Origin of the sequence: Serratia sp. CY29653 (assembly GCF_052169255.1) — a bacterium.
In the GTDB taxonomy this organism is placed as follows: domain Bacteria; phylum Pseudomonadota; class Gammaproteobacteria; order Enterobacterales; family Enterobacteriaceae; genus Serratia; species Serratia sarumanii.
The window spans coordinates 2151457-2176372 of record NZ_JBJNLC010000001.1 but is presented as its reverse complement, the minus strand read 5'-3'; the positions used below and the strand labels follow the sequence as shown (position 1 = coordinate 2176372).

Genomic DNA, 24916 nt, shown 5'->3' with positions numbered 1-24916 from the left:
GGCTGGCTGAGAATGGACGAAAGAAAGAAAACATATTCAACATTGAAGGGAGTTATACCATGAAGAAAATGACACTGGCTCTGGCGATCGTTTCCGCCTTTGCAGCGGTCAGCACTGCTCAAGCCGCCGACGTTACCGCTCAGGCGTTGGCAACCTGGTCTGCGACCGCCAAGAAAGACACCACCAGCAAACTGGTTGTGACGCCGATTGGCAGCCTGACCTTCAACTATGCAGAAGGCATTAAGGGTTTCAACAGTCAGAAAGGCCTGTTTGACGTCACCGTGGAAGGCGATACCACGGCCACCGCTTTCAAACTGACCTCAAAACTGGTCTCCAATACGCTGACTCAGCTGGATACTTCCGGTTCTACGCTGGAAGTCGGGGTGAACTACAACGGTGCTGCGGTAGAGAAAACGGCTGAAACCACCATGATCGACACCACCGCCGGCATTTTGGGCGGCAATCTGAGCGCCCTGTCCAACGCCTACAACCAGGCCGGCCGCACCAGCGCGCAGGATCAATTCACCTTCAGCATCATCGGCGCGACGTCAAACGGCACCACCGCCGTCACGGATTTCAGTACGTTGCCGGAAGGTATCTGGAGCGGCGACGTCAGCGTCGAGTTCAACGCGACCTGGACTTCCTAATCCCCCGAACGATCTGCACCTGGCAGGGGGGAGACCTCCTGCTATTTATCGCTCATCAACGCCAGTGGAATACCGCAATGACACGCTTTTCTCTCGCCGTCACCCTGATGTTAATGCTGCTGCGGCCGGCTTTGGCTCTCGATGTGGGTGAGATCAGCTCCTTCATGCCTGGTGACAGCGCGCGCCTGAGCAAGGAAATCAAAAACACCACCGACAGCGGCCGGCTGGTGAACATCAAGATCGAACGCATTTCCAGCCCTCTGGCCTCCGGTACGGCGATCCCGATGAGCAGCCGGGATGAAATGCTGCTGTCGCCTGCCAGCCTGATCTTGCCGGCCAACGCCAGCGACGTGATCCGCTTTTACTACAAGGGGCCGAACGATGCTCAGGAGCGCTACTACCGCATCGTTTGGTTCGATCAGGCGCTGAGCGAGGCGGGGCAAAACTCCGCTCGGCGTAATGCCATGGCCACCACGTCGGCGCGCATCGGCACCATTTTGGTGGTGGCGCCTCGGCAGGATCGCTTCGCCTATCAGTTCGCCAACGGACGGATCAAAAACACCGGCAACGCCACGTTCAAAGTGGTGGCCTACGGCAATTGCAGGAACAAGCAAGACGGCAGCGACTGCAAGGAGAACTATTTCGTGATGCCGGGCAAGGATCGCGCCTTCAGCAAGGTTGACGTCAACGATAAAAAAGGGCGCGTCGCGCTGTGGCACGGCGAACAGTTTATCCCGGTGAAGTAATGCGCGCGTTATCCACGATGGATGCAAAACAATCACGCAAGGAGTGGCATGTGAACGCTGTGCTGTTGAAAACGCTTCTGGCTGCCGGTGCGCTGGCGCTGCCGACGCTGTTGCCTGGCCGTATGGCGATGGCGGCCGGTTTGACGCAGATTAACGGCGTGCTGATCCCGCAAACCTTCAGCCTGGCGTTGCGCGAGGGGATGAGTATTCCGCTGTTGTTGCATTATGAAAAGAGCGATGGCGTCAAAGACGACAGCCGCATCGGCCATGCCTTTCTCTACCTGGATCAGGACAGGCTAACGATTCGTCGGGTGACGCTGGAGGATAACGACGATGGCGCCCGGCTGACGGCGGCGATTGCAGGCCAGCTGCAGGCTTTGCAGGATGCGCCATTCGATCGGCAGCAGCATATCCGGGTCGCGGACGACGCCTGGCTGGCGCTGGATTTCCGGCAGCTCAACCTGCAGTTGGTGGTGAAAGAATCCGCGCTCGGAACGGTGCTGCGCGCTCGCTCCAGCGACATCGGCGCGTCCAGCGTGGATGCCGTAAGCAGCACGCTGGATTATAACCTCGGGGTCTACGATAACCGGGCCCGCGCCAGCGAAGGCAATACCTCCAGTTATTTATCGCTCAACAGCGTTACCGCGTTGCGTGAACACCACGTGGAGTTGAACGGTTCCATCTACGGTATCGGCAGCGGCGATGAAAACGCCACGCTGTACAAAGCGATGTACGAGCGTGATTTCGCCGGCCGCCGTTTCGCTGCCGGCATGCTGGACAGCTGGAATCTGCAGTCGCTGGGGCCGGTCACCACCATCAACTCGAGCAAGATTTATGGTCTGTCCTACGGCAACCGCGCCAACTCGACGGTATTCGATAATTCCCAATCGCTGACGCCGATCGTGGTTTTTTTCCCCTCGGCCGGCGAGGTGCATTTGTCGCGCGATGGGCGGCTGCTCAGCGTGCAAAACTTCACGATGGGCAACCATGAAGTGGACACCGGCAGCCTGCCCTACGGCATTTATGACGTCGAGGTGGAGATCGTGGTCAACGGCAAAGTGGTCGATAAACGCATGCAGCGAGTGAATAAACTGTTCAGCCCCAATCGCGGCGCCAATGCGCCGCTGGCCTGGCAATTCTGGGGCGGGATGCTGCGCATGGACGACTGGCGCGGCGAACGGGAACGCCACCGCCCGGCAAAGGACTCTTATTTGCTTGGCGCTTCGGCTACCGGCAATCTGCAAACGCTTAATTGGGCGCTGTCGGGGTATTCGTTTGACGGCAACGCCGTCGGCGAGAGCCGCGTCAGCCTGCCGGTGACCGAGTCGATTCAGATCAACCTGCAAAATATGGCGGCCTCCGATCGCTCCTGGAGCCTGGTCAACAGCGTCAGCGCCGCGTTGCCCGGCGGCTTCAGCAGCGTATGGATCAATCAGGAGAAAACGCAGATTGGCGATCGTCTGTTGCAAAATGACGCCTATAACCGCGCCGTTGGCGGCAGCCTTAATCTGGGGGCGCTGTGGTCCCCGCTGGGCACCCTGAGCGCCAGCTACAACGACGATAAGAAGAACGACAGCCACTATTACAACGCCGACTATTACCAGAACATCTTTACCGGCCGCTTCGGCACGCTGGGCGTGCGTGCGGGCGTGCAACGCTACAACAACGGCAGCAGCAACGCCAATACCGGCAAGTACATCGCGCTCGATTTTTCACTGCCGATGGGCAACTGGCTAAGCGCCGGCGTTTCCAATCAAAACGGCTACACCACCGCCAACCTGGCGGCGCGCAAGGACATCAAGGACGGGCCGATCCGCACCCTGGGCGCCAACCTGTCGCGGGCGATTTCCGGTGATACCCGCGGCGACAACCGCTTCAACGGCGGTGGCTATGCGCGCTTCGACACCAAGTATTCTGCCGGCACGCTCAACGTCAGCAGCTCCGCCGACGGCTACGTTAACAGCAGCCTGACCGCGAGCGGCAGCATGGGCTGGCAAGGGCGTGATATTGCCATCAGCGGCCGCAACGAAGGCAACGCCGGGATTATCTTCAATACCGGCATTGAAAACGACGGCCTGCTGACCGCACGGGTTGACGGCCGGATGGTGAAGCTGAGCGGCAATAAGAATTACCTGCCGTTGTCGCCTTACGGTCAGTACGACGTTGAGCTGATGAACAACAAAAACTCGGCGGAGAGCTTCGACATCGTCACCAGGCGCAAGAGCAGGCTCACCCTGTATCCGGGCAACGTGGCGGTGATCTCGCCGGAGATAAAACAGATGGTGACGGTGTTCGGCCGCATCAAGGCGGAGGACGGCACGCTGCTGGCCAACGCCTATATCAAGAACCATATCGGCCGCACCCGCACCGATGAGAAAGGCGAATTTATCATGGACGTCGACAAAAAATTCCCGGTTATCGATTTTACCCACAGCGGCAATCAGACGTGCGAAGTGGATTTGGATCTCAGCAAGGCGCAAGGCGCGGTGTGGGTCGGCGACGTGATCTGCACCGGGCTGAAAACCTATGCGGGCAATCTGTCATCCGGGGAGTCTGACCATGAGAGCTAACGTTGCGTTGTTGTTGTTGGCGCTGGTCGCCCCCGCGCTGCAGGCGGCGGTCAGCCAGACCAACTGGCCGGATGCGGCGGTAATGAAATTTGTCTTCGTGGAGAACAACGCCGCCGACAACTTTTTCGTTACGCCGGCCGGCGGGCTGGATCCGCGCATGACCGGCGCCAACAAGTGGACCGGGCTGAAATACGGCGGTTCCGGCACTATTTATCAGCAAAGCCTGGGGTACGTGGATAATGGCTACAACACGGTGCTGAATGCCAACTGGCGCTATGACATGTGGCTGGAAAATGCGCCGATAAAGAATCCGTTCCTCGGCTTGCGTTGCATCAACTGGTATGCCGGTTGCAATATGGATACCAGCTTGATTCTGCCGCAGACCACCGACGAAAAGGGATTTTACGGCGCCGTGGTCACGCCCGGCGGCGCAAAATGGATGCACGGCATGATGTCGCCGAGCTTCTATCAGTATCTGAAGCAGATGGCGGCGGGTGACGCTTTCAGCATGCAGATCAACGGTTGCCAAACGTCGGTGGCTTACGACGCCGCGGCCGGCGGCCGCTGCCAGGATCAGGCCAGCGGCAGCTGGTACAAGCGCACCGTCACGCACAGCAAGGCCGCCCACCTGCGCTTTATCAATACCAACGCCGTATCGGAGGTGTTCGTCAACAGCGATGGGATGCCGATCATCGGCGAGGGCAATGCCGATTGCAAGAACCAGACTATCGGCGCCCGCTCGGGCATCATGTGCAAGATGGTCAGCTATGATTTGCAGACCGACGGCAGCGTCAGCAATACCTCGATTCATGTTTTCCCGGCGATTAACCATGCGGCGCTGTCATCCGCGGTGAACGCCGCCGACCTGCAGTTCAGTCTGAACGGCAACACCTGGAAAAACACGTCGGGCACCGGCAGCTACTATACCTTTAACGAACTGAAGAGCAGCAATGCCGTCTATGTGTTCTTCTCCAGTAACTTCTTCAAACAGATGGTTGCGCTGGGGATTTCCGACAGCGGCACCCGCGATCTGATCAATTTCCGTTTTCAGAACACCACCTCGCCGGAGTCGGGATGGTATGAGTTTTCCACCTCAAACCAGCTGATTATCAAGCCGCGTGATTTTAGCATCAGCATTATTTCCGATGATTACGACAACAGCCCACATCGTGAAGGTTATGTCGGCCCGGCGGAGCCGGCGCTGGAGTTCGGCTACCTGGTGACTACCAGCGGCAAAACCGCCGCCGATCAGGTGAGGGTGATGGCGACCGGGCCGACTCAGGCGATCAACGGGGTGAACTATTGCCTCTTTTCTTCCGCGGATAACAGTACCCAGGTGCCGTTTCCCGCCATCCTCGGCATCACCACCAGTACCAACGGCCAGCAGAGCTTCGCCGCCGGCTGCGATGGCCAGTGGCACGATATGACCAATGCGCTCTGGAGCAGCACCCCGTGGAATGATATCTCCGGCGAAGTGGGGGTGCTGAACAAGACCCGCGTGACCTTTAGCATTCCGATGAATAATCCGATCTCGCTGAGAACCGTCGACGGCAACGGTTGGTATGGCGACGTCAGCGCCGCCGGTGAAATTCATGTCGAAGCCACCTGGCGCAACATTAATTGAGGGCAGAGCGTGAAACTTGTGCTGATAGGGTTGCTGTGTCTGTCCTTCCCCTTTACTGCCGCCGCGATCAATGTCGGCACCCTGACGTTTGCCATGGATCAGGATCGCTCATTCACCGCCAAGCGGGTGTTGAATAACAACCGCAGCGCGCGCCTGTATCAGGTGAGCATTCGCGCCATCGATCGGCCGGGAGAGCGCGAGGTGCGCAGCCGGCCGGCGGATGGCGAGCTGCTGTTCGCGCCGCGCCAGCTGACGCTGCAGGCAGGGCAGGCGGAGTACTACAAGTTTTTCTACCGAGGGCCGCAGGATAATCGCGAGCGTTATTACCGGGTATCATTTCGCGAAGTGCCGACCCGATTGTTCGAGCCGGGGCCGCGTCGGGGCGCCGGCGTCAACCTGGAGCCGATCGTGGTGATGGACACCATTCTGGTGGTGCGCCCGCGTCAGGTAAACTTTGCCTATCGGCTCGATACCCAGCGCGGTACGCTCACCAACACCGGCAACACCTACTTCAAGTTCCTGCTCAAGCCGGGCTGCAACAGCACGGATGAAGAGGGCGTCACCGAATACCTGCGCCCCGGCGATACGCTGACCCATGCCGGTATTCGGCTGAAGGGGCAGAAATTCATTATTTATAACGACAAATTTATCAGCGTCGATCGCAGCTGCCTCGATTAACGCGGCGGAATGGCAAAGCGGAAGCAGGCGCCGCTTTGCGCTTGTTCGATCAGCTGAATATCGCTGTCGTGCAGCTGCAGAATGCGCCGCACGATCATCAGGCCCAGTCCGCCGGAAGGGCGCCGGGCGCCGCTCAGGACAGACGGGCGCACGAACAGATCGGCGCGCAGCGTCTGCGGAATGCCGGGGCCGCTGTCGCTGACCTGCACCATCACCCGATCGTCCTGCCGCCACAGCCGCACGCCGATGTCGCCGCCGGGCGGCGTATGGCGAATGGCGTTGTCCAGCAGGTTGGTCAGCACCCGTTCAATCATGCTGAGATCGGCGAACACCGGCGGAATGCCGGGAGCGATGTCGGCATGCAGCCGCTGGTTGCGCGCCTCCGCCGCCAGCTCGAACTTTTGGAACACGTCCTGCAACAGCTCGCTGAGGGAAAAAGGCTCTTTCTGTGGTTTCACCACGCCGTACTCCAGCCGCGCCAGCTCGAACAGCTCCTGCGCCAGCTTGCCCACCTTACGGCTCTGCGCCAGCGCGATCTCCAGATAGCGCCGCCGATCGGTGTCGCTCAGGGTGGCGGCCTTGACCGACAGCGTTTCCAGGTAGCCGTGCAGCGAGGTGAGCGGGGTGCGCAGATCGTGCGAGACGTTGGCGATGAATTCACGCCGCAGCCGATCCTGCTGCGCCAGCGTTTGCCACTGATCGGCAAGGCGCTGCGCCATGCGGTGGAAAGCCTGCTGCAGCTGGCTGACTTCGTCGCGCCCGGCCCGTACCGCCGGCAGCGCCGCGTAGGCCTGCACCGCCTCGATGCCGCCGCTGTCCAGCGCGCTGACCTGCCGGGTCAGGCGACGGATAGGGCGCGTTACCCAATAAAACGCGAAGCCGCCGGCCAGCAGGCTGAACAGCACCATCAGCCCGGAGGTCCACAGCGCCATCCTGACCGCCGAGTTGAACTGGGCGTTGCTGGCCAGCGCCGTGTACTCTTCGCCGAGCAGCACCACGTACAGATAGCCTTCGATCCTGCCATCGACCTTAAGCGGCGCGACGCTGAACACCTTGCGCCCGTCCACGCTGCGCGGATCGTCGCCATACACCGGCATCGGCGCGCCACCGAGCAGCGCCTGCAGCGGCGGCAACGCGACCCGCTGCCGCTTCAGATGCCCGGCCGGCGCGGCGTTGCCGATAATCGCGCCCTGCTTGTCGAGCAGGTAAACCTCAACGCTGGGGTTCACCGCCATCAGTTGATCGAACAGGGTATGTACCGCCTGCGGATCCGGCCCGTTCACCCCCAGCAGCGGGTTGCTGTCGGCGATATGCTGCGCCAGGTTGCCGGACAGGCGCTGGATCACCGCCTGGCTGTACTGGGTGCTGCTGCGCACCTGCATCCAGCCGGAAAAGGCGCAGCCGATGACGATCAGCAGCGCGAAGATCAGCGTGAGGCGTTGCGCTAACGTCAGGTTTTTCATGGCTCACTCTTGCGGCGCGGCCGCGAATTTATAGCCCATGCCCCACACCGTGAGGATGCGCTCGGGTTCCGCCGGGTTATGCTCGATCTTGATGCGCAGCCGGTTGATATGGGTGTTGACGGTGTGCTCATATCCCTCGTGCTGATAGCCCCAAACCTGATTCAGCAGGCTCAGGCGCGAGAACACCTGGCCCGGGTGGCGAGCGAAAAAGTACAGCAGATCGAATTCGCGCGGCGTCAGTTCGACCGGCTGCTGGTGCAGGTGCACTTCGCGGGCGATGGGGTCGATGGTCAGATCGTTGAAGCTGAGCACGCCGGCGTCCATGCGCAGGTTGCGGCTCATCGCTTCCTGGCGGCGAAACAGCGCCTTGACCCGCGCCACCAGCTCCAGCATGGAGAAGGGCTTGGCCAGATAGTCGTCGGCGCCCAGTTCCAGCCCCAGCACGCGGTGCACCTCGCTGGAGCGCGCGCTGGTGATGATGATCGGCGTGTAACGCGTCATGGTGCGCGCCCGGCGGCAAATCTCCAATCCGTCCACGCCCGGCAGCATCAGATCGAGGATGAGGGCGTCCCAGCCGCCCTGTTCCAGCATCGCCATGCCCCGGTTGCCGTCGGCGGCGTGGCTGATGGCGTAACCCTCGTCGCGCAGATGCAGCTGCAGCAGTTCGGCGATGTCGCCGTCGTCCTCGACGATCAAAATTCGTTTTGGCTTGTCCATTCTCATTACCGCTGATTGCCCGTTTCTCTCTGAAGTCTACACAACCCCCACCGGCGGAGTTATCACATTTTATTTAACTTTGCGTGAGGTCTTGGGGAACACATCCGGGGAATACTCGGCTCATCGCCTCATTGGTCGCCAGGAGTTCGCATGAGCCTCACTCTCACCCCGGAACAACGACAGACGGTGCATCCGCTGTGGCTGCGGTTGACGCATTGGCTGAATGCGCTGGCGATGCTGATCATGGTGACCAGCGGCTGGCGCATCTACAACGCCTCGCCGCTGTTCAACTTCAGCTTTCTCAATGAGCTGACGCTCGGCGGCTGGCTGGGCGGCGCGCTGCAGTGGCACTTCGCCGGCATGTGGCTGTTCGGCGTCAACGGGCTGTGCTACCTGCTGATCAACCTGGCCAGCGGGCGTTTCAAACGCAAGTATTGGCCGCTCAGCCCACGGCAGTTTCTCGCCGATGCAGGCGCCGCGCTGCGCGGCAGGCTGCAACACGCCGACCTGCGCCACTACAACATGGTGCAACGTGTGGCCTATCTGTCGGTGATGATCCTCGGCGTGATGAGCGCGCTGTCCGGGCTGGTGCTGTGGAAATCGGTGCAGTTTCCGCTGCTGCGCACGCTGCTCGGCGGTTATGAGGCGGCGCGCTATATCCACTTTTTTGCCATGTCGGCGCTGGTGGCCTTCGTCGCGATCCACCTGGTGATGGTGGCGCTGGTGCCGCGGACGCTGCTGGCCATGCTGCGCGGACGCTAAGGAGTGAATGATGGAAAAGGATAAACAGACCATGACGATCGGTGAAGGGCAGGCGATCGTCAAAGAAGTGCAGCGCTTGCTGACCGCGTCTTCGCGCCGCCGCTTTCTGCGCAATGGCTTGACGCTGGGCGGCATCGCCATGCTCACCGGTTGCGATCTCAGCGACAATGCCAACGTCGAGCAAGCGCTAAGCCGCATGTCGCGCTTCAACGATCGGGTGCAGGGCTGGCTGTTCAATGGCGATCGCCTGGCGCCGGTCTACCCGGAATCGATGATCACCCGGCCGTTCCCGTTCAACGCTTTCTACGCCGAGGAGAACGCGCCGGACATCAACGGCGACGACTACCGGCTGGAGGTGGCCGGATTGGTGCAGGACAAACGCGCCTGGAGCCTGCCGCAGCTGCACCGGATGGCGCAGGTCAGCCAGGTGACGCGCCATATTTGCGTCGAGGGTTGGAGCGCCATCGGCAAGTGGGGCGGCGTGCCGTTCGCAACCTTTCTCAAGGCGATTGGCGCGGATCTGAGCGCCCGCTACGTCAGCTTTACCTGCGCCGACGACTACTACACCAGCATCGACATGGCCACCGCGCTGCATCCGCAGACGATTATCGCGCTGACCTATGACGGGCAGATCTTGCCGCGCAAGTACGGCTACCCGATGAAGCTGCGCATGCCGACCAAGCTGGGCTACAAGAATCCGAAACACATTCAGGTGATCGAGGTCACCAACCGCTTCCCGGGCGGTTACTGGGAAGACCAGGGCTACAACTGGTTTGGCGGCAGCTGAGGTGGCCGCCGGCCATTCTCCGGCACTCCGGTGCCTTTGACATGACGGAAGGAAATACCATGAAAAAGTTATTCGCAATGATGATGTGCAGCGCGCTGATGCTGGGCGTAGCCGGCGCCAACGCCGCGGACGGCATGAGCAAAGACGCGATGAAAAAGGACGGCATGAGCCAGATGTCGCACGACGGCATGGCGAAAGATGGGATGAAGAAAGAATGCATGGGCAAGGAGTGCATGAAGAAAGACAAGATGGGCAAAGACGCCATGAAAAAGGATGGCATGGCGAAAGACGGTATGGCCAAAGACGGCATGAAGAAAGACGAAATGAAGAAGGACGCGATGGGGCACTAAGCCGCCGCACTCCGCGGCCGCCAGCGGGCGATCCGCGGCGGCCGTGGGCAACATAAGGAGAGAGGATGATGCTGGCGACATGGCTGCGGCGCTTTCAGCGCTCGAACGGGGACGTTATCTTTATGCGCGCGGCGCTGGTGGTGATCTTCGCCGCCTTCGGCTACGCCAAATGGTTTGATTACGAGGCGCAGGGGCTGGTGCCGCTGATCGGCAACAGCCCGCTGCTGAGCTGGATGCATCAGGCGTTCGGCATCCGCGGCGCCAGCTATGCGCTGGGCGTCGCTGAGTGGAGCTTCGGTTTGCTGCTGCTGGCGGGATTCTGGTCGCGGCGGCTGGGGTTGCTGGGGGCGATCGGTTCGACGGTGACCTACCTGACCACGCTGACGCTGATCTTTTCCACGCCGGGTGCCTGGGAGCCTTCCGCCGGCGGTTTTCCGGCCATGGCCGGCGCCACCAGCTTTTTGATCAAGGATCTGGTGTTGCTGGCCGGTTCCCTGGTGCTGCTGAAAGCCGATTTGCCGGCCGAGCAGGCATAAAAAAGGGCGTAGCCTGGCTACGCCCTCTGGTTATTGATCGACCGTCACATATCCGGGAAGGTCAGGGTGCCCCCCGGCGCTTCGCGATGAATGTGCAGGAAGTTCAGGTGCTTCTCGTACTGGTCGAGGATATCGCCAATCACCTGTTCTTTGCTGTAGTCCATCAGGTCGTTGCCCTGGGTGCCTTCCATCAGGAAGGTTTCCAGCCGGTAGTAGTGCGATTTACCGGAGCGGGCGCGGTAGGTGAAGCCCGGCACCGAGTAGCGCATCGGCCAGATCTGATAGATGAAGTTCTGTTCCTCGCCCAGGTGCACCAGCAGCTCCAGATGGTTCAGGCGCTCGTCTTCGGTCGGCGGCACTTCACTGAACTCCACTTTCGCGCCGCGCAGCTCCAGCTCGCGCGCCACGTCCTGCATCGCCGGGCGGCAGACTTTATCCAACATTTTCTGCGTGTACTGGGTGCCCGGGTAGTTCATCACCCGCGACAGGCGCTGTTTCCAGTTGAGCACGTCGTGGCTGGAGACCGGCACCGGCGCCAGGGTGCTGAGCGCGCTGGCCTTGCGGTAGTCTTCCACCCGCAGCGATTTATACAGCCCGGCCATCACGAAGAAGATCACGAAGCTGAACGGCAGGCCCATGATCACCGTGGTTTTCTGCAGCGCCGGCACGCCGTCGGTCATCAGCATGCCGATGGTCAGCAGGCCGATGGCCACCGACCAGAAAATCCGCAGCCAGTTTGGCGCATCATTATTGATGTCGGCCAGGCGCGAGGTGAAGTTGCCCAGCACCAGCGAGCCGGAGTCCGCCGAGGTGACGTAGAACAGCAGGCCGGTGATGGTGGCCACCGAGGCGCTGAAGGTGAAGCCGGGGTATTGCGCCAGCAGGCTGTAGAAGCCGCGCTCCGGGAACTGCATCACTTCCTGCGCAAACTCGGCGTTGCCGTGAATGATCTGGTACAGCGCGCTGTTGCCGAAGATAGACAGCCACAGCAGGGTGAACACGAACGGAATGATCAGCGTGCCGACCACGAACTGGCGAATGGTGCGCCCGCGCGAGATGCGCGCCAGGAACAGGCCGACGAACGGCGACCACGCCACCCACCAGGCCCAGAAGAACAGCGTCCAGTTGTTCATCCACTCCACCGGCCGATCGAAGGCGAAGCTGTTGAGCGTCATGCCCATAAAGCGGTTGATGTAATCGCCGACGTTGAGCACCAGCGCATTGAGCAGGAACTCGGTGTCGCCGAAGAACAGCACGAACAGGATCAGGCCCAGCGCCAGCAGCACGTTCAGCTCAGACAGGATGCGGATGCCCTTGTTGACGCCCGAGGTGACCGAGATGGTGGCCATGATCACCGACAGCAGGATCAGCGAGCCCTGCACCGTCAGGTTTTCCGGGATCTCGAACAGCACCTTGAGGCCGTAGTTGAGCTGCACCACGCCAATGCCCAGCGTGGTGGCGATGCCGAAGATGGTGCCGAGCACCGCGGCGATGTCCACGCTGTGGCCGATCGGGCCATTGATGCGCTTACCGAAGATCGGGTACAGCGCCGAGCGGATGGTCAGCGGCAGATTGTAGCGATAGCTGAAGTAGCCGAGGGCGATGCCCATCAGCGCATACATCGACCAGCCGGTCAGGCCGTAGTGGAACAGCGTCCAGACCATCGCCTGGCGCGCGGCCTCCAGCGTTTGCGCGTCGCCTTCCGGCGGCATCATGTACTGGGTCACCGGCTCAGCAACCGAGAAGAACATCAGGTCGATGCCGATGCCGGCGGCGAACAGCATCGCCGCCCAGCTCATCAGGCTGAACTCCGGCTTGGACTGCTCCGGCCCGAGCTTGATCGAACCGAAGCGCGAAGCGGCGATAAACACCACGAACACGATGTACAGCGTCGCCGCCAGCAGGTAGTACCAACCGAAGGTGGTCGACACCCAATTCAGCGTGCGGGTGATCCACTGCCCGGAGAAGTCGGTGAAAAAGATGGTCATCAGCGAGAAGGCCAGGATCAGCCCCGCCGAGGTGAAGAAAACCACAGGGTTGAGGCGGTCCTGCTGTGGTTTGGAGGAGGTTTCGCGTGTTGTCATCGTCATCCTCTGAACTGAGTAAAATCGTGCCGCTCCGCATTTCGGGGCGCGTTGGCGCCGCCGGAAAACGGGCGAATGAAGGCGGCGGCCACCCCATCAGGAGGGCCTGAGTGACGCCGCTTTCGCCTGTTAACGAAGCGCCGGCGCGCTTCGCGGCGGGAACCGCTTACAGCCACTGATTTTGGTCAGATTCGTTAATTACCTCACAAAAATCAGCCAGTTCCACAACCAGATAGTACAAATTTTTAACCAGGCGGCAATAAAATATATGCAATTTTTATTGAACGTTCAATCAAAAAAAAGTTTAATAGTCCCCATGATGACCTGAATCACGGGCGAAACGGCAGTGAAATTTGCCCGCTGAGATAAGGCCGAAGTCGGTTTTGTGAGAGTCGAAATATGCCAAAGGTAGGAATGCAGCCAATCAGAAGGCAGCAGTTGATTGATGCCACGCTCGCCGCGGTAAACGAAGTGGGAATGCATGACGCCACCATCGCGCAGATCGCGCGGCGGGCCGGCGTTTCCAACGGCATCATCAGCCATTATTTCAAGGACAAGAACGGCCTGCTGGAAGCCACGATGCGCTATCTGATCAGCCATCTGGGCGAGGCGGTGAAGCTGCGTTTGCAGGCGCTGACCGATAACAGCCCGGCGGCGCGGCTGCAGGCGATCGTCGCCGGCAACTTCGACGACAGCCAGATCAACAGCGCGGCGATGAAGACCTGGCTGGCCTTTTGGGCCAGCAGTCTGCACCAACCGCAGCTCAACCGGCTGCAGCAGGTGAACGGCCGCCGGCTCTATTCCAACCTGTGCGCCGAGTTTCGCCGCGTCATGCCGCAGCCGCAGGCGCGGTTGGCGGCCAAGGGGCTGGCGGCGTTGATCGACGGACTGTGGCTGCGCAGCGCGCTGCGCGGCTCGGCGTTCAATCAGGCGCAGGCGCTGGCGCTCACGACCGAATACATCACGTTCCAACTCCGGGGGCAGACGCCGCCCGGAGGATAACTCAAGGAGATCCTATGTCCCGTTTTGGCTTGCAGAAGCTCTATATTCATGGCGCCTATGTAGACAGCACCGCTGGAAAAACCTTCAACGCCATCAACCCGGCGAACGGCGAAGTTCTGGCGGAAGTCCAGGCCGCCGGCGCTGAAGACGTCGATCGTGCGGTGGCCAGCGCGGCCAGCGGGCAGAAGGTGTGGGCGGCGATGACGGCGATGGCGCGTTCGCGCATCCTGCGCCGCGCGGTGGATATTCTGCGCGAGCGCAACGATGAGCTGGCGGCGCTGGAAACGCTGGATACCGGCAAAGCGATGTCGGAAACCACCGCGGTGGACATCGTCACCGGCGCCGACGTGCTGGAGTATTACGCCGGCCTGATCCCGGCCATTGAAGGCGAACAGATCCCGCTGCGCGAAACCTCATTCGTCTACACCCGCCGCGAACCGCTGGGCGTGGTGGCCGGCATCGGCGCCTGGAACTACCCGATTCAAATCGCGCTGTGGAAGTCCGCGCCGGCGCTGGCGGCGGGCAATGCGATGATCTTCAAGCCGAGCGAAGTCACCTCGTTGACGGCGTTGAAGCTGGCGGAAATTTACACCGAAGCCGGCCTGCCGGACGGCGTCTTCAACGTGGTGACCGGCAGCGGCGCGGAAGTTGGGCAGTACCTGACTGACCATCCGGGCATCGCCAAAGTCTCTTTCACCGGCGGGGTGAAAACCGGCAAGAAGGTGATGGCCAACGCGTCGGGGTCGACGCTGAAAGAAGTCACCATGGAGCTGGGCGGCAAGTCGCCGCTGATTATCTTCGACGACGCCGATCTGGATCGCGCCGCCGATATCGCCATGATGGCCAACTTCTACAGCTCCGGCCAGGTGTGCACCAACGGCACCCGCGTCTTCGTGCCGGCGGCGCTGCAGGCGCAGTTTGAGGCGAAAATCCTCGAGCGGGTGAAGCGCATTCGCCTCGGCGATCCGACCGATCCGCAGACCAACTTCGGGCCGCTGGTCAGCTTCGCGCACATGGAATCGGTGCTGCGCTTTATCGAAAGCGGCAAGAACAGCGGCGCGCGTCTGCTGTGCGGCGGCGAACGCGTCACCCACGGCGAATTCGGCAAGGGCGCTTACGTGGCGCCGACGGTATTCAGCGACTGCCGCGACGACATGGAAATCGTGCGCGAGGAGATCTTCGGGCCGGTGATGAGCATTCTCAGCTACCAGAGCGAAGAGGAAGTGGTGCGCCGCGCCAACGATACCACCTTCGGCCTGGCCGCGGGCGTGGTGACCAACGATCTGGCGCGCGCGCACCGCGTGATCCACCAGCTGGAAGCCGGCATTTGCTGGATCAACACCTGGGGCGAGTCGGCGGCGGAAATGCCGGTCGGCGGCTACAAGCAGTCCGGCGTTGGCCGCGAGAACGGCCTGACTACGCTGGAACACTACACCCAGATCAAATCGGTGCAGGTTGAGCTGGGCGAATACGCCTCGGTATTCTGATCTTCCCGCCGTCTTTCAAGCCGCAGCCGCGTTGGCTGCGGCCGGCAATCTCTAGAGAGCCAAAATACACCGCCTGTTGCGGAGCCGCGCCTCGCGTTTTCGCATCGTGCAGGCCTATAAAAGTAAGGAGATAATGAATGGAATTTGACTACATCATTATCGGTGCCGGTTCCGCCGGCAACGTGTTAGCCACCCGATTGACCGAAGACGCCGACGTCAGCGTCTTGCTGCTGGAAGCCGGCGGCCCGGATTACCGGATGGATTTCCGTACCCAGATGCCGGCCGCGCTGGCGTTTCCGCTGCAGGGCCGCCGCTATAACTGGGCGTATGAGACCGATCCTGAGCCGCACATGAACAATCGCCGGATGGAATGCGGCCGCGGCAAAGGGCTGGGCGGTTCGTCCCTGATCAACGGCATGTGTTACATTCGCGGCAACGCGATGGACTTCGATAACTGGGCCAAGGCGCCGGGTCTGGAAGACTGGACCTATCTGGACTGCCTGCCGTATTTCCGCAAGGCGGAAACCCGCGATATCGGCCCGAACGACTATCACGGCGGCGAGGGTCCGGTGAGCGTCACCACGCCGAAAGCCGGTAACAACGAACTGTTCCACGCCATGGTGGAAGCCGGCGTGCAGGCGGGTTACCCGCGCACCGACGATCTGAACGGTTACCAACAAGAAGGCTTCGGCCCGATGGATCGCACCGTGACGCCGAAAGGGCGCCGCGCCAGCACCGCCCGCGGCTATCTGGATCAGGCGCGTTCGCGGCCGAACCTGAAGATCGTCACCCATGCGCTGACCGACCACATTGTGTTCGACGGCAAGCGTGCGGTGGGCGTCAACTATTTGCAGGGCGACAGCAATCAGCTGACCCACGCCAAAGCGCGGCGCGAAGTGCTGCTGTGCGCCGGCGCCATCGCCTCGCCGCAGATCCTGCAGCGTTCGGGCGTCGGCCCGGCTGCGCTGCTGAACAGCCTGGATATCAAGGTGGTGCACGATCTGCCGGGCGTCGGGGAAAACCTGCAGGATCACCTGGAGATGTACCTGCAGTACGCCTGTAAGAAACCGGTGTCACTGTACCCGGCGCTGCAATGGTTCAACCAGCCGAAGATCGGCGCGGAATGGCTGTTCAACGGTACCGGCGTTGGCGCCAGCAACCAGTTCGAGGCCGGCGGTTTCATCCGCAGCCGCGCAGAATTCGCCTGGCCGAACATTCAGTATCACTTCCTGCCGGTGGCGATTAACTACAACGGCAGCAACGCGGTAAAAGAGCACGGCTTCCAGGCGCACGTCGGCTCGATGCGTTCGCCGAGCCGCGGCCGGGTGCAGGTGAAGTCGAAAGATCCGCGCCAGCACCCGAGCATTCTGTTCAACTACATGTCGACCGAACAGGATTGGCAGGAGTTCCGCGACGCTATTCGCATCACGCGCGAGATCATGGCGCAGCCGGCTTTGGACGAATACCGCGGCCGCGAGATAAGCCCGGGGCCGGAGGTGCAGACCGACGAGCAGCTGGACGCCTTCGTGCGCGAGCACGCCGAAACCGCCTTCCACCCGTCCTGCTCGTGCAAGATGGGCGAGGATGAGATGGCGGTGGTCGATGGGCAGGGCCGGGTGCATGGCATGGAAGGATTGCGGGTGGTGGATGCGTCAATCATGCCGCTGATCATCACCGGCAACCTGAACGCCACCACCATCATGATCGCCGAGAAGTTAGCCGATCGCATTCGCCAGCGCGCGCCGCTGCCGCGCAGTACCGCCGACTATTACGTCGCCGGCGATGCGCCGGTGCGCAAACAGTAACCGACACGCCCTCTCGCCGTTGAGGGGGAGGGCCGCCGTAGCAAGCAACCCCTCTCCATATGCTCTTCCCCAAGGCGAGGGGGCAACTCTCTTTTTATTCCTTATCCCATCATGCCGCCGGCAGCGAGATCGCCTGATCGAAACTGGTGGGCGTCGCCATGCGCCACATGCGGGCGTAGAACTCGCTTTTGATCTCCGGCTGCAGCAGCGCGCCCGGCTCCAGGTAGTAATAGATATCGGCGTACACCTTGATCTCGGTCGGCGTGATGCGGCGCAGCATATGGTGCGAGGTCAGCTGCTCCGGGCGGCTGACGCCGGCCGCCGCCAGCATGTCCGCCAGCGCTTTCACCGTATTTTGATGGAAGTGGTAGACGCGTTCCGCCTTGTTCGGCACCACCAGCGCCTTTTGCCGCAGCGGATCTTGCGTCGCTACGCCGGTCGGGCAGTGGTTGGTGTGGCAGCTCTGCGACTGGATGCAGCCGACGGCGAACATAAAGCCGCGCGCCGAGTTTACCCAGTCGGCGCCGAGCACCAGCACGCTGGCGATGTCGAAGGCGCTGATGATCTTGCCGCTGGCGCCTATCTTGATCTGGTCGCGCAGGCCGCAGCCTACCAGCGTGTTATGCACGAACAGCAGCCCTTCGCGCAGCGGCATGCCCATATAGTTGGAAAGCTCAAGCGGCGCGGCGCCGGTGCCGCCTTCCTTGCCGTCCACCACGATGAAATCCGGCAGGATGCGGGTGTGCAGCATCGCCTTGACGATGGCGACGAACTCCCACGGGTGGCCGATGCACAGCTTGAAACCGACCGGTTTGCCGCCTGACAGCTCGCGCAGCTGTTGGATGAAATGCATCATTTCCAGCGGGGTGGTGAAGGCGCTGTGCGACGCCGGCGAGATGCAATCGACCCCTTCCGGCACGCCGCGGGTGGCGGCGATTTCCGCATCCACCTTTTTCGCCGGCAGAATGCCGCCGTGGCCGGGTTTGGCGCCCTGGCTGAGCTTGATTTCAATCATTTTCACCTGCGGGCTTTGCGCCTGTTCGGCAAAGCGCCGTGGATCGAAATGGCCGTCGGCGGTGCGGCAGCCGAAATAGCCGCTGCCCAGCTCCCACACCAGATCGCCGTTGTTTTCGCGGTGATAGCGGCTGATGCTGCCCTCGCCGGTGTCGTGGTAGAAATTGCCCTTGGCCGCGCCGAGGTTGAGCGCGCGAATGGCGTTGGCGGAGAGCGCGCCGAAACTCATGGCAGAAATGTTGAAGATCGACGCGGAGTAAGGCTGGCGGCAGTCGGCGCCGCCGATGGTGATGCGGAAACTGGTCGGGTCGGCGGCTTCCACCGGCCGCATGGAGTGGCCGATGCACTCATAGCCGGTTTGGTAGACGTCCAGCAGGGTGCCGAACGGTTTGTCGCCCATCTCGTTTTTCGCCCGGCGATACACCAGCGTGCGCTGGGTGCGCGAAAACGGGATCTCTTCATTATCCTGCTCGAGGAAATACTGGCGCAGTTCCGGGCGGATGAACTCGAAGAAGAAGCGCATGCGGCCGATGATCGGGTAGTTGCGGCAGATGGCGTGGCGCTGCTGGGTGAGATCGTAGATACCCAACACCATCAGGCAACCGCAGGCCAGGGCCGGCAGCCAGAACCACGGATAGTTGTGCATCATGATCAAGAAAGCCAGGGTGAGCAAGATGCTCAGTACAAAGCAGGTATAGCGGCTGAATAAGGACGACTTCATAACATCTCCTGATGTTTATTTTAATCCACACGACATGACTCACGGATAATCCGTGTGCGAATCGTAGCCAACAGGAGGAGATGTTGTGTGTCTGTTGCTGCTTTGTCGCCGGTTGTTACATTAATTTAACGTGGCGGCAGGGGAGACGGGTTGCCGCGCGGCGTACCGCGCAACAAGCCAGGATGTTTATTTGCCGGCGACGAAGATGGTGCTCATGCTGCGCAGCCGCAGCTTTTTCATCGCGCTGTATTTCTGCGAAAAGATGGTTTTTGGGTGCGTGCCGCGCTTTTCCGCAATGTGCAGCAGGCTGTCGCCGCGCAGCAGATTGAAGATCACGTCGCTTTCCGCCGGGCTGAGCTCGCGGGTTTTCTGCACTCTGATGCCGCCCGGCTCCTTGCTTTCCAGCAGCCGCTGGATTTTTTCCTGCAGCGAATAAAGCGGAATGCGGGTGGAGACCAACTCAACGGAAATCCCCAGGATCGACAGCAGTTTCACCACGCGCTCGTCGTCGTAGAACACCAACAGGCGCGTTTTGCTGTTGTACTGCTGGTGCAGGGACACCAGGCTTTCGATCACGTTAACGCTCTGCTCCAGGTTTTGCGAGGTGAAAATCAGCGCGATATCGTGCTTGGTGATCTTCTCTGCTTTGGCGCCGCCGTGCATGAAATCGGAAAACAGGCGGATATCGTACGCGCCGTAGTGTTTCTTCAGCAGCACCGACAGGCCAACATAGCTGTACTTACACTCACTAATCACAAGAACGTTGTTTTTAGACATAGGGCAAACACCAATACCGAGTTAAAAGTATTCAGCTGTAAGAAGCGAGTTCAAATCCTTGATGCTGGATTCCTTCCACAGCTTTCCCTGCAGTGCGTAATATGGCATTTCATCCAGCCATTTCTTGTGTTCGGGAGTTTCAACTCCTTCGATAATTACCTTGTAATGATTAAGGTAAAAGAAGCGCAGTAATGCGCGCATCAAGCCCTCGCCGCCGGACTTTTTCATGAAGTCCCAGAGCAGAAAACGGTCGAGCTTAACGAAGCGGAACTGGCTGTTGTACAACGCGGAAAAACCCGCATAGCCAGAACCAAAATCATCGAGCCAAAATGAATAACTATTCAATGACGGATCGCCGTGCACGCGATCTTTCACCAGCCGGGTTGAATTCTCGCTGATCTCGAAATGAATACAGCGCATGGCATTAATTCTTTCGGCAAAGTGAGTATTCGCCAGCGATTGCAGAGAATAATCGTCAACATTCAAAGTGGCTATCACTTGGTTTTCATGAAACCAGTGTTTGTATTTATCGATCAGATTGATCTGATCCATCAAAATCTCAATCCGGGTGGCGCTATCGGCGTGGCGAAAGAACTGTTCAGGAGAAAAATGAGCGTATTCGCTATTAAACGTAAAGCGAGACAGACATTCAACGGCCAGCAATTGTCCCGATTTCGCGAACATTGGCTGAAAAACATAATTAATGCCGTTATTTTTCTCTCTGAAAGAACCGCTCATTTCCCAATCCTTGGATTGATATTTAACTTGTTGATTTTAAATGGTTAAAAAGAAAGTTACTCCAGGTTTATTGGTAAATTTCTTATTTAAAGCGCCAGAATGGCCGAAGCGTGTCGACAGACCATTTAACGCGTAATTCGTGCCAAAGTCCAAATGTCGCAATCTGTTACTAAATGTAAATATTCGGGATAATATGCTGATTTTCAGACCTTAATGCAAAATCTTGAACTCTGCAGCTTTCCCAAACACAGATTATTCCTATTCATATGAATCGTCAACATCGATCGATAGGTATTCGCCGATAGTTTATTCCTATCAAGAGGGGGCTTATGAATGTTTTAAACGATTTAACATTAAGAATATGCTTAGTCTATATTTCGTCCGGCAATGAGTTCATCGAGGCAACGCTCCTTTTCAGCAAGGGAGTGCTATCGCTGAGTGTATGCTCAGTGGCGGCAATATATATAAGCCCGCCACTGAATCGATTATTTTATTGTTCTATGGAGCTGGAAATGAAAAAAGTATTATTGCCTTTGGCTGCCCTGGTATTGTCTGCAACTGCTTCCAACGCAATGGCAGCAAACGGCACTGTTAAATTCACCGGTGAAATCAAACAGTCTACCTGCCAGGTAACTAGCGATACTCAGAATAAAGAAGTTTACCTGGGTACTTACCCAACTTCTGCTTTCCCAACCGTGGGTTCTAAATCCGCTTCTAAAGCTTTCCAGATCTCTCTGGAAAAATGTGATGCCGGTGATTACAGCCTGCGTTTCGACGGTAACACCGTTGCCGGCAACCCAGACCTGCTGTCCGTAAGCAACGTTGGCGGCACCGGCGCTGCAGCTACCGGCGTGGGTATCGAAATCACCGATAACAACGGCAAGCCATTCGCTATCGGCGACGGTTCCAACATCAACGACGACGTAGCGAAAGTCACCATCGCTGCTGACGGTAAAGCGACCTTCAACCTGCAGGCTCGTTACCGTTCATTCGACAGCAACGTAACTGCAGGTCTGGCTAACGCCACCAGCCCGTTCACTATCGAATACAAATAATCGTCTTTCAGGACACACACGGCCAAGGATGGCCCGTAGAGGAAACCGATGAAAAAGTTCTTTGCTGCTCTGCTGATGCTGGGCACCTTTAACAGCTACGCCGGTATCCAGGTAGATGCCACTCGCGTGATCTATAAAGGCGACGACAAATCCGCCTCTCTGCCGATTCATAACGATGCTTCAGAAGCTTATATGGTGCAGACCTGGCTGGACACCGGTGACAGAAACCAAGTGCCGAAAAATCTGCCTGTCGTTGTCGTTCCACCGATTCTGAAATTGGACGCTGCCAAAACTGCAGTTCTGCGCTTTATCTATTCCGGTAATGGCTTACCTCAGGATAAAGAAACCCTGCTGTGGATTAACGTGCAGGAAATTCCGCCGGCGCCGAAGCAAGAAAACGTGCTGCAGGTTGCGGTGCGTACTCGAATCAAACTTTTTTACCGGCCGGTGGCGTTGAAAACGACGCTGGACGAGCAAGTACAAAACTTGCGTTGGCAGCGTGAAGGTTCACGTCTGCAAGTGATTAACGATGGCCCGCTGCATATTACCTTTGGGGCGCTGCATTTGAAAAACAGCGCGGGCAAGACCGTGGATGTGGACGCCAACATGGTGAGCCCGAAAGATCGCTTATCGATCAGCATCCCGGCGGGCGTCAGCGTCGGCAACAAGATTGCTTTCAGTTATATCAACGATTTTGGCGGTAGAACGGAAGTCAAGGACGTTCCAGTACAATAAGAGAGACAGGGAATGGCAAATCAACGAAAAGTAGCAGGCGGAACGACGCGGCTGACACAGCTGATCCGAATTGCAATCATTGCCGCCAGTGCGCCGATGTTCTGGAGTGAAGCGGCGCTGGCAGAGTTTAACATGTCGTTTATTCACGGCGATGAAAACCTGAGCAATGCGGAAGCGGTCGCTCAGGGCGATGCTTTGCAACCGGGCGTTTACCCATTCGACATCTACGTCAACCTGACTCAGGTCGATCATAAGGATGTTACTTTTCGTCAGGTTAAAGGCCAGACCGCGTCTCAACCCTGCCTGAAAGTTGAAGACCTGCGCAACTACGGCATCAAACTGCCGGAAACGCTGCAGGCCGGCAGCTGCGTTGATCTGCCTGCGTTGGTTAAAGACGCCACCGTCAGCTATGACGCGGCGGTGCAGCAGATCAACATTTCCGTACCTCAGACCATGATGGATCTGAGCGCTATCGGCGCGATCCCGCCAAGCATGTACGATGAAGGCATCAACGCGCTGTTCGCCAACTATAACTTCAACTACAACAAGAACAGCTATCGCAAAGATGACGCTGACGACAGCGAGTACATGTTCCTCGCGCTGAACAGCGGCCTTAACCTGGGCAGATGGCGCCTGCGCAACAACTCCACCTGGGACAAACAGAGTGGCAGCAGCAGCAACTGGACCAACGTCTCTTCCTGGGCCGAGACCGACATCGTGCCATGGCGCAGCCGTTTGGTGATGGGGCAGGCGAGCACCAACAACAGCGTGTTCAACAGCTTCCAGTTCCGCGGGGTACAACTCTCCAGTGTTGACGACATGCTGCCGGACAGCCTGCGCGGTTATGCGCCGGTGGTGCGCGGCGTGGCGGCGACCAACGCCCGCGTCGAGATTCGCCAGAACGGTTACGTCATTTACAGCACCAACGTCGCGCCGGGTCCTTTCGAGATCCACGACGTCTATCCGCATACCAACAACGGTGACCTGCAGGTGACCGTCAACGAGGCCGACGGTTCGCATAAAACGTTCAGCGTCGCCTACTCTTCCGTGGCCAACATGCTGCGCGAAGGCATTTGGAACTTCCAGCTGACCGCCGGTAAATACCACAACGGTAACGGTGGCTATCAGCCGAAGCTGATTCAGGGTACTGCGGCATACGGCATGAACTATGGCCTGACGCCGTTCGGCGGCGCCATCATTGCCGAGCACTACCGTTCCGCTGCCGTGGGTATCGGTAAGAGCCTGGGATCGTGGGGTGCCATCTCCGTGGACGGTTCGATCTCCGATACCGAGCTGGCGAACGGCGATCGCAAGCAGGGGCAGAGCTTCCGTTTCCTGTACTCCAAATCGCTCAACCAGATGGGCACCAACTTCCAGTTGGCGGGCTATCGCTATGCGACTTCCGGTTACTATGATCTCAGCGATGCGGTCCAGGAGCGCAACAGCTGGCGCAACGGCATTTATGCCAATGATTACTGGGATCCGAACGATCTGCAGCCGGGCCAGCCTTCCTGGAGCAACAATCAGAAACGCACTCGATACACCGCGCGCTACGGCAACAAGCGCGAACGCGTCGAGCTGTCGCTCAGCCAGCAGCTGTGGGCGGGGGCCAGCCTGTACGCCAACGTGAGCCATCAGAACTACTGGGGCGTATCCGGTAACGATCGCACGATTCAGTTGGGTTACAACGACGGCTTCAAGCGCATTTCCTACGGCGTTTATCTACAGGATACGCGCGGCCAGTACGGCTATTCCGATCGCAGCGTGAACTTCACGATGTCGATCCCGTTGGATTGGGGCCAGAGCAACAATTCGACCACTGCCAACTTCAGCGCGGCGCACAGCAAACAGAGCGGCGACAGCTACTCGACCGGCATCAGCGGCACCATGCTGGACGATCGTCGCATGAACTATTCGGTTTCCACCGGGCATACGCAGTCCTCCGGTCAGAGCAGCAACCTGAACCTGGGCTACAGCAGCAGCATCGGTAACATCGACGGTAGCTATGCCTACAGCTCGAAATACCGTCAGGAAGGGGTGGGCCTCTCCGGCGGCCTGCTGGTGCACTCCGGCGGCGCAACGCTGACGCAGCCGTTGCAGAACACTATCTTGCTGGTGGAAGCGAAAGACGCCAAAGGTGTGCGTCTGGAAAACCAGCCGGGCGTGACCATCGATCGCTTCGGTTATGCGGTTGTGCCGTCGGCTAACCCGTACCGCTACAACTATGTGGCGCTGCGCACCGAAGATTTCGGCCCGGGCCTGGATGTGCCGGTGGCCAGTAAGCAAGTGGTGCCGACCGAGAAATCGGTGGTGAAGGTGAGTTTCGATACCTTCAAGGGCGTCAGCCTGCTGATTCATGCTCGTCTGGGTGACAACGGTTATCCGGCCATCGGCGCCGGCGTGTTCAACGAGTCCGGCCGCAACAGCGGCACCGTGGGCCTGGAAGGCGCAACCTATGTTTCCGGCGTGAAAGCGGGTGAGAAACTGACGATCAAATGGGGTCCGAAAGCCGACCAGCAATGCGTACTGCCGATCCCGGCGGACGTGGGCGATAAACAAGCGGCCATGGGATATCAGGAACTGACCCTGCAATGCCAAAAACTGTAAGGTACACCATG

The 24916-nt window shown here is 59.3% G+C and carries 21 protein-coding genes; 15 read left to right on the top strand and 6 right to left on the bottom strand.

The features are described from left to right. The first annotated feature begins 59 nt into the window (after window positions 1-59). From ecpA to ACJ8HN_RS10395, 5 genes are all read left to right on the top strand, one after another. Window positions 60-647, top strand: coding sequence for a common pilus major fimbrillin subunit EcpA (gene ecpA / locus ACJ8HN_RS10415; RefSeq protein ID WP_033646847.1), 588 nt, complete (start codon window positions 60-62; stop codon window positions 645-647). 77 nt (window positions 648-724) lie between these two features. Then, a complete protein-coding gene (locus ACJ8HN_RS10410; protein ID WP_047568587.1) occupies window positions 725-1393 on the top strand; it encodes a hypothetical protein in 669 nt (222 codons plus the stop codon). A 50-nt stretch (window positions 1394-1443) separates the two neighbouring features. Next, a complete protein-coding gene (locus tag ACJ8HN_RS10405) occupies window positions 1444-3963 on the top strand; it encodes a CS1-pili formation C-terminal domain-containing protein (protein ID WP_442523391.1) in 2520 nt (839 codons plus the stop codon). Beyond that, the gene (ecpD, locus tag ACJ8HN_RS10400; protein WP_442523390.1) at window positions 3953-5587 is read left to right on the top strand and encodes a fimbrial adhesin EcpD; all 1635 of its coding nucleotides are present in this window, start codon (window positions 3953-3955) and stop codon (window positions 5585-5587) included. The genes ACJ8HN_RS10405 and ecpD overlap by 11 nt, the downstream gene beginning before the upstream one ends. A gap of 9 nt (window positions 5588-5596) precedes the next feature. Next, window positions 5597-6265 (top strand): fimbria/pilus periplasmic chaperone, encoded by a 669-nt coding sequence (locus ACJ8HN_RS10395; protein ID WP_060438937.1) that lies wholly within the window; start codon window positions 5597-5599, stop codon window positions 6263-6265. Here the strand turns inward: ACJ8HN_RS10395 and ACJ8HN_RS10390 are convergent. Both ACJ8HN_RS10390 and ACJ8HN_RS10385 read right to left on the bottom strand, forming a co-directional pair. Next, window positions 6262-7728, bottom strand: coding sequence for a HAMP domain-containing sensor histidine kinase (locus tag ACJ8HN_RS10390; protein ID WP_442523388.1), 1467 nt, complete (start codon window positions 7726-7728; stop codon window positions 6262-6264). The two genes, ACJ8HN_RS10395 and ACJ8HN_RS10390, sit on opposite strands and share 4 nt — an antisense overlap. 3 nt (window positions 7729-7731) lie before the next feature. After that, window positions 7732-8445, bottom strand: coding sequence for a winged helix-turn-helix domain-containing protein (locus ACJ8HN_RS10385; protein ID WP_442523387.1), 714 nt, complete (start codon window positions 8443-8445; stop codon window positions 7732-7734). 150 nt (window positions 8446-8595) lie between these two features. Between ACJ8HN_RS10385 and ACJ8HN_RS10380 the strand changes: the two genes are divergently transcribed. The 4 genes from ACJ8HN_RS10380 to ACJ8HN_RS10365 all read left to right on the top strand — a co-directional run bounded on the left by ACJ8HN_RS10380 (window position 8596) and on the right by ACJ8HN_RS10365 (window position 10880). Then, entirely contained in the window at window positions 8596-9207 is a 612-nt protein-coding gene (locus ACJ8HN_RS10380) for a cytochrome b/b6 domain-containing protein (RefSeq protein WP_038880891.1), read from the top strand. 10 nt (window positions 9208-9217) lie between these two features. After that, window positions 9218-9994, top strand: coding sequence for a molybdopterin-dependent oxidoreductase (locus ACJ8HN_RS10375; RefSeq protein ID WP_442523385.1), 777 nt, complete (start codon window positions 9218-9220; stop codon window positions 9992-9994). A 59-nt stretch (window positions 9995-10053) separates the two neighbouring features. Beyond that, window positions 10054-10344, top strand: coding sequence for a pentapeptide MXKDX repeat protein (locus tag ACJ8HN_RS10370; RefSeq protein ID WP_060436890.1), 291 nt, complete (start codon window positions 10054-10056; stop codon window positions 10342-10344). A gap of 65 nt (window positions 10345-10409) precedes the next feature. After that, on the top strand, window positions 10410-10880 hold the full coding sequence (locus ACJ8HN_RS10365; protein WP_033637683.1) for a YkgB family protein: 471 nt from the start codon (window positions 10410-10412) through the stop codon (window positions 10878-10880). 44 nt (window positions 10881-10924) lie between these two features. Here ACJ8HN_RS10365 and ACJ8HN_RS10360 read toward each other — a convergent pair whose 3' ends face one another. Then, entirely contained in the window at window positions 10925-12964 is a 2040-nt protein-coding gene (locus ACJ8HN_RS10360) for a choline transporter (protein WP_033653535.1), read from the bottom strand. 399 nt (window positions 12965-13363) lie between these two features. On the opposite strand from ACJ8HN_RS10360, the gene betI reads away from it, so the two are divergent. The 3 genes from betI (at window position 13364) to betA (ending at window position 17258) form a co-directional block, all read left to right on the top strand. Next, on the top strand, window positions 13364-13966 hold the full coding sequence (gene betI / locus ACJ8HN_RS10355; RefSeq protein ID WP_004939107.1) for a transcriptional regulator BetI: 603 nt from the start codon (window positions 13364-13366) through the stop codon (window positions 13964-13966). Between the two features lie 14 nt (window positions 13967-13980). Then, window positions 13981-15453, top strand: a complete 1473-nt coding sequence (gene betB, locus ACJ8HN_RS10350) for a betaine-aldehyde dehydrogenase (RefSeq protein ID WP_033653381.1) — start codon at window positions 13981-13983, stop codon at window positions 15451-15453. A gap of 137 nt (window positions 15454-15590) precedes the next feature. After that, the gene (gene betA, locus ACJ8HN_RS10345; protein ID WP_033646828.1) at window positions 15591-17258 is read left to right on the top strand and encodes a choline dehydrogenase; all 1668 of its coding nucleotides are present in this window, start codon (window positions 15591-15593) and stop codon (window positions 17256-17258) included. Between the two features lie 109 nt (window positions 17259-17367). Here betA and ACJ8HN_RS10340 read toward each other — a convergent pair whose 3' ends face one another. From ACJ8HN_RS10340 to ACJ8HN_RS10330, 3 genes are all read right to left on the bottom strand, one after another. Beyond that, window positions 17368-18993: an FMN-binding glutamate synthase family protein gene (locus tag ACJ8HN_RS10340; RefSeq protein ID WP_049196260.1), complete on the bottom strand. Its 1626-nt coding sequence runs from the start codon at window positions 18991-18993 to the stop codon at window positions 17368-17370. Window positions 18994-19179: 186 nt separating this feature from the next. Continuing rightward, window positions 19180-19770: a LuxR family transcriptional regulator gene (locus tag ACJ8HN_RS10335; RefSeq protein WP_004939094.1), complete on the bottom strand. Its 591-nt coding sequence runs from the start codon at window positions 19768-19770 to the stop codon at window positions 19180-19182. A 21-nt stretch (window positions 19771-19791) separates the two neighbouring features. Next, on the bottom strand, window positions 19792-20508 hold the full coding sequence (locus tag ACJ8HN_RS10330) for an EAL domain-containing protein (protein WP_033637688.1): 717 nt from the start codon (window positions 20506-20508) through the stop codon (window positions 19792-19794). Between the two features lie 512 nt (window positions 20509-21020). On the opposite strand from ACJ8HN_RS10330, the gene ACJ8HN_RS10325 reads away from it, so the two are divergent. The 3 genes from ACJ8HN_RS10325 to ACJ8HN_RS10315 are packed head-to-tail and all read left to right on the top strand — an operon-like array spanning window position 21021 to window position 24905. Further along, window positions 21021-21563 carry a fimbrial protein gene (locus ACJ8HN_RS10325; protein ID WP_033647475.1) on the top strand — a complete coding sequence of 181 codons (543 nt, stop codon included), beginning with the start codon at window positions 21021-21023 and terminating at the stop codon, window positions 21561-21563. Between the two features lie 48 nt (window positions 21564-21611). Beyond that, window positions 21612-22298, top strand: a complete 687-nt coding sequence (locus ACJ8HN_RS10320) for a fimbrial biogenesis chaperone (RefSeq protein ID WP_033646826.1) — start codon at window positions 21612-21614, stop codon at window positions 22296-22298. A gap of 12 nt (window positions 22299-22310) precedes the next feature. Beyond that, the gene (locus tag ACJ8HN_RS10315; RefSeq protein ID WP_033646825.1) at window positions 22311-24905 is read left to right on the top strand and encodes a fimbria/pilus outer membrane usher protein; all 2595 of its coding nucleotides are present in this window, start codon (window positions 22311-22313) and stop codon (window positions 24903-24905) included. The last annotated feature ends 11 nt before the right edge of the window (window positions 24906-24916 follow it).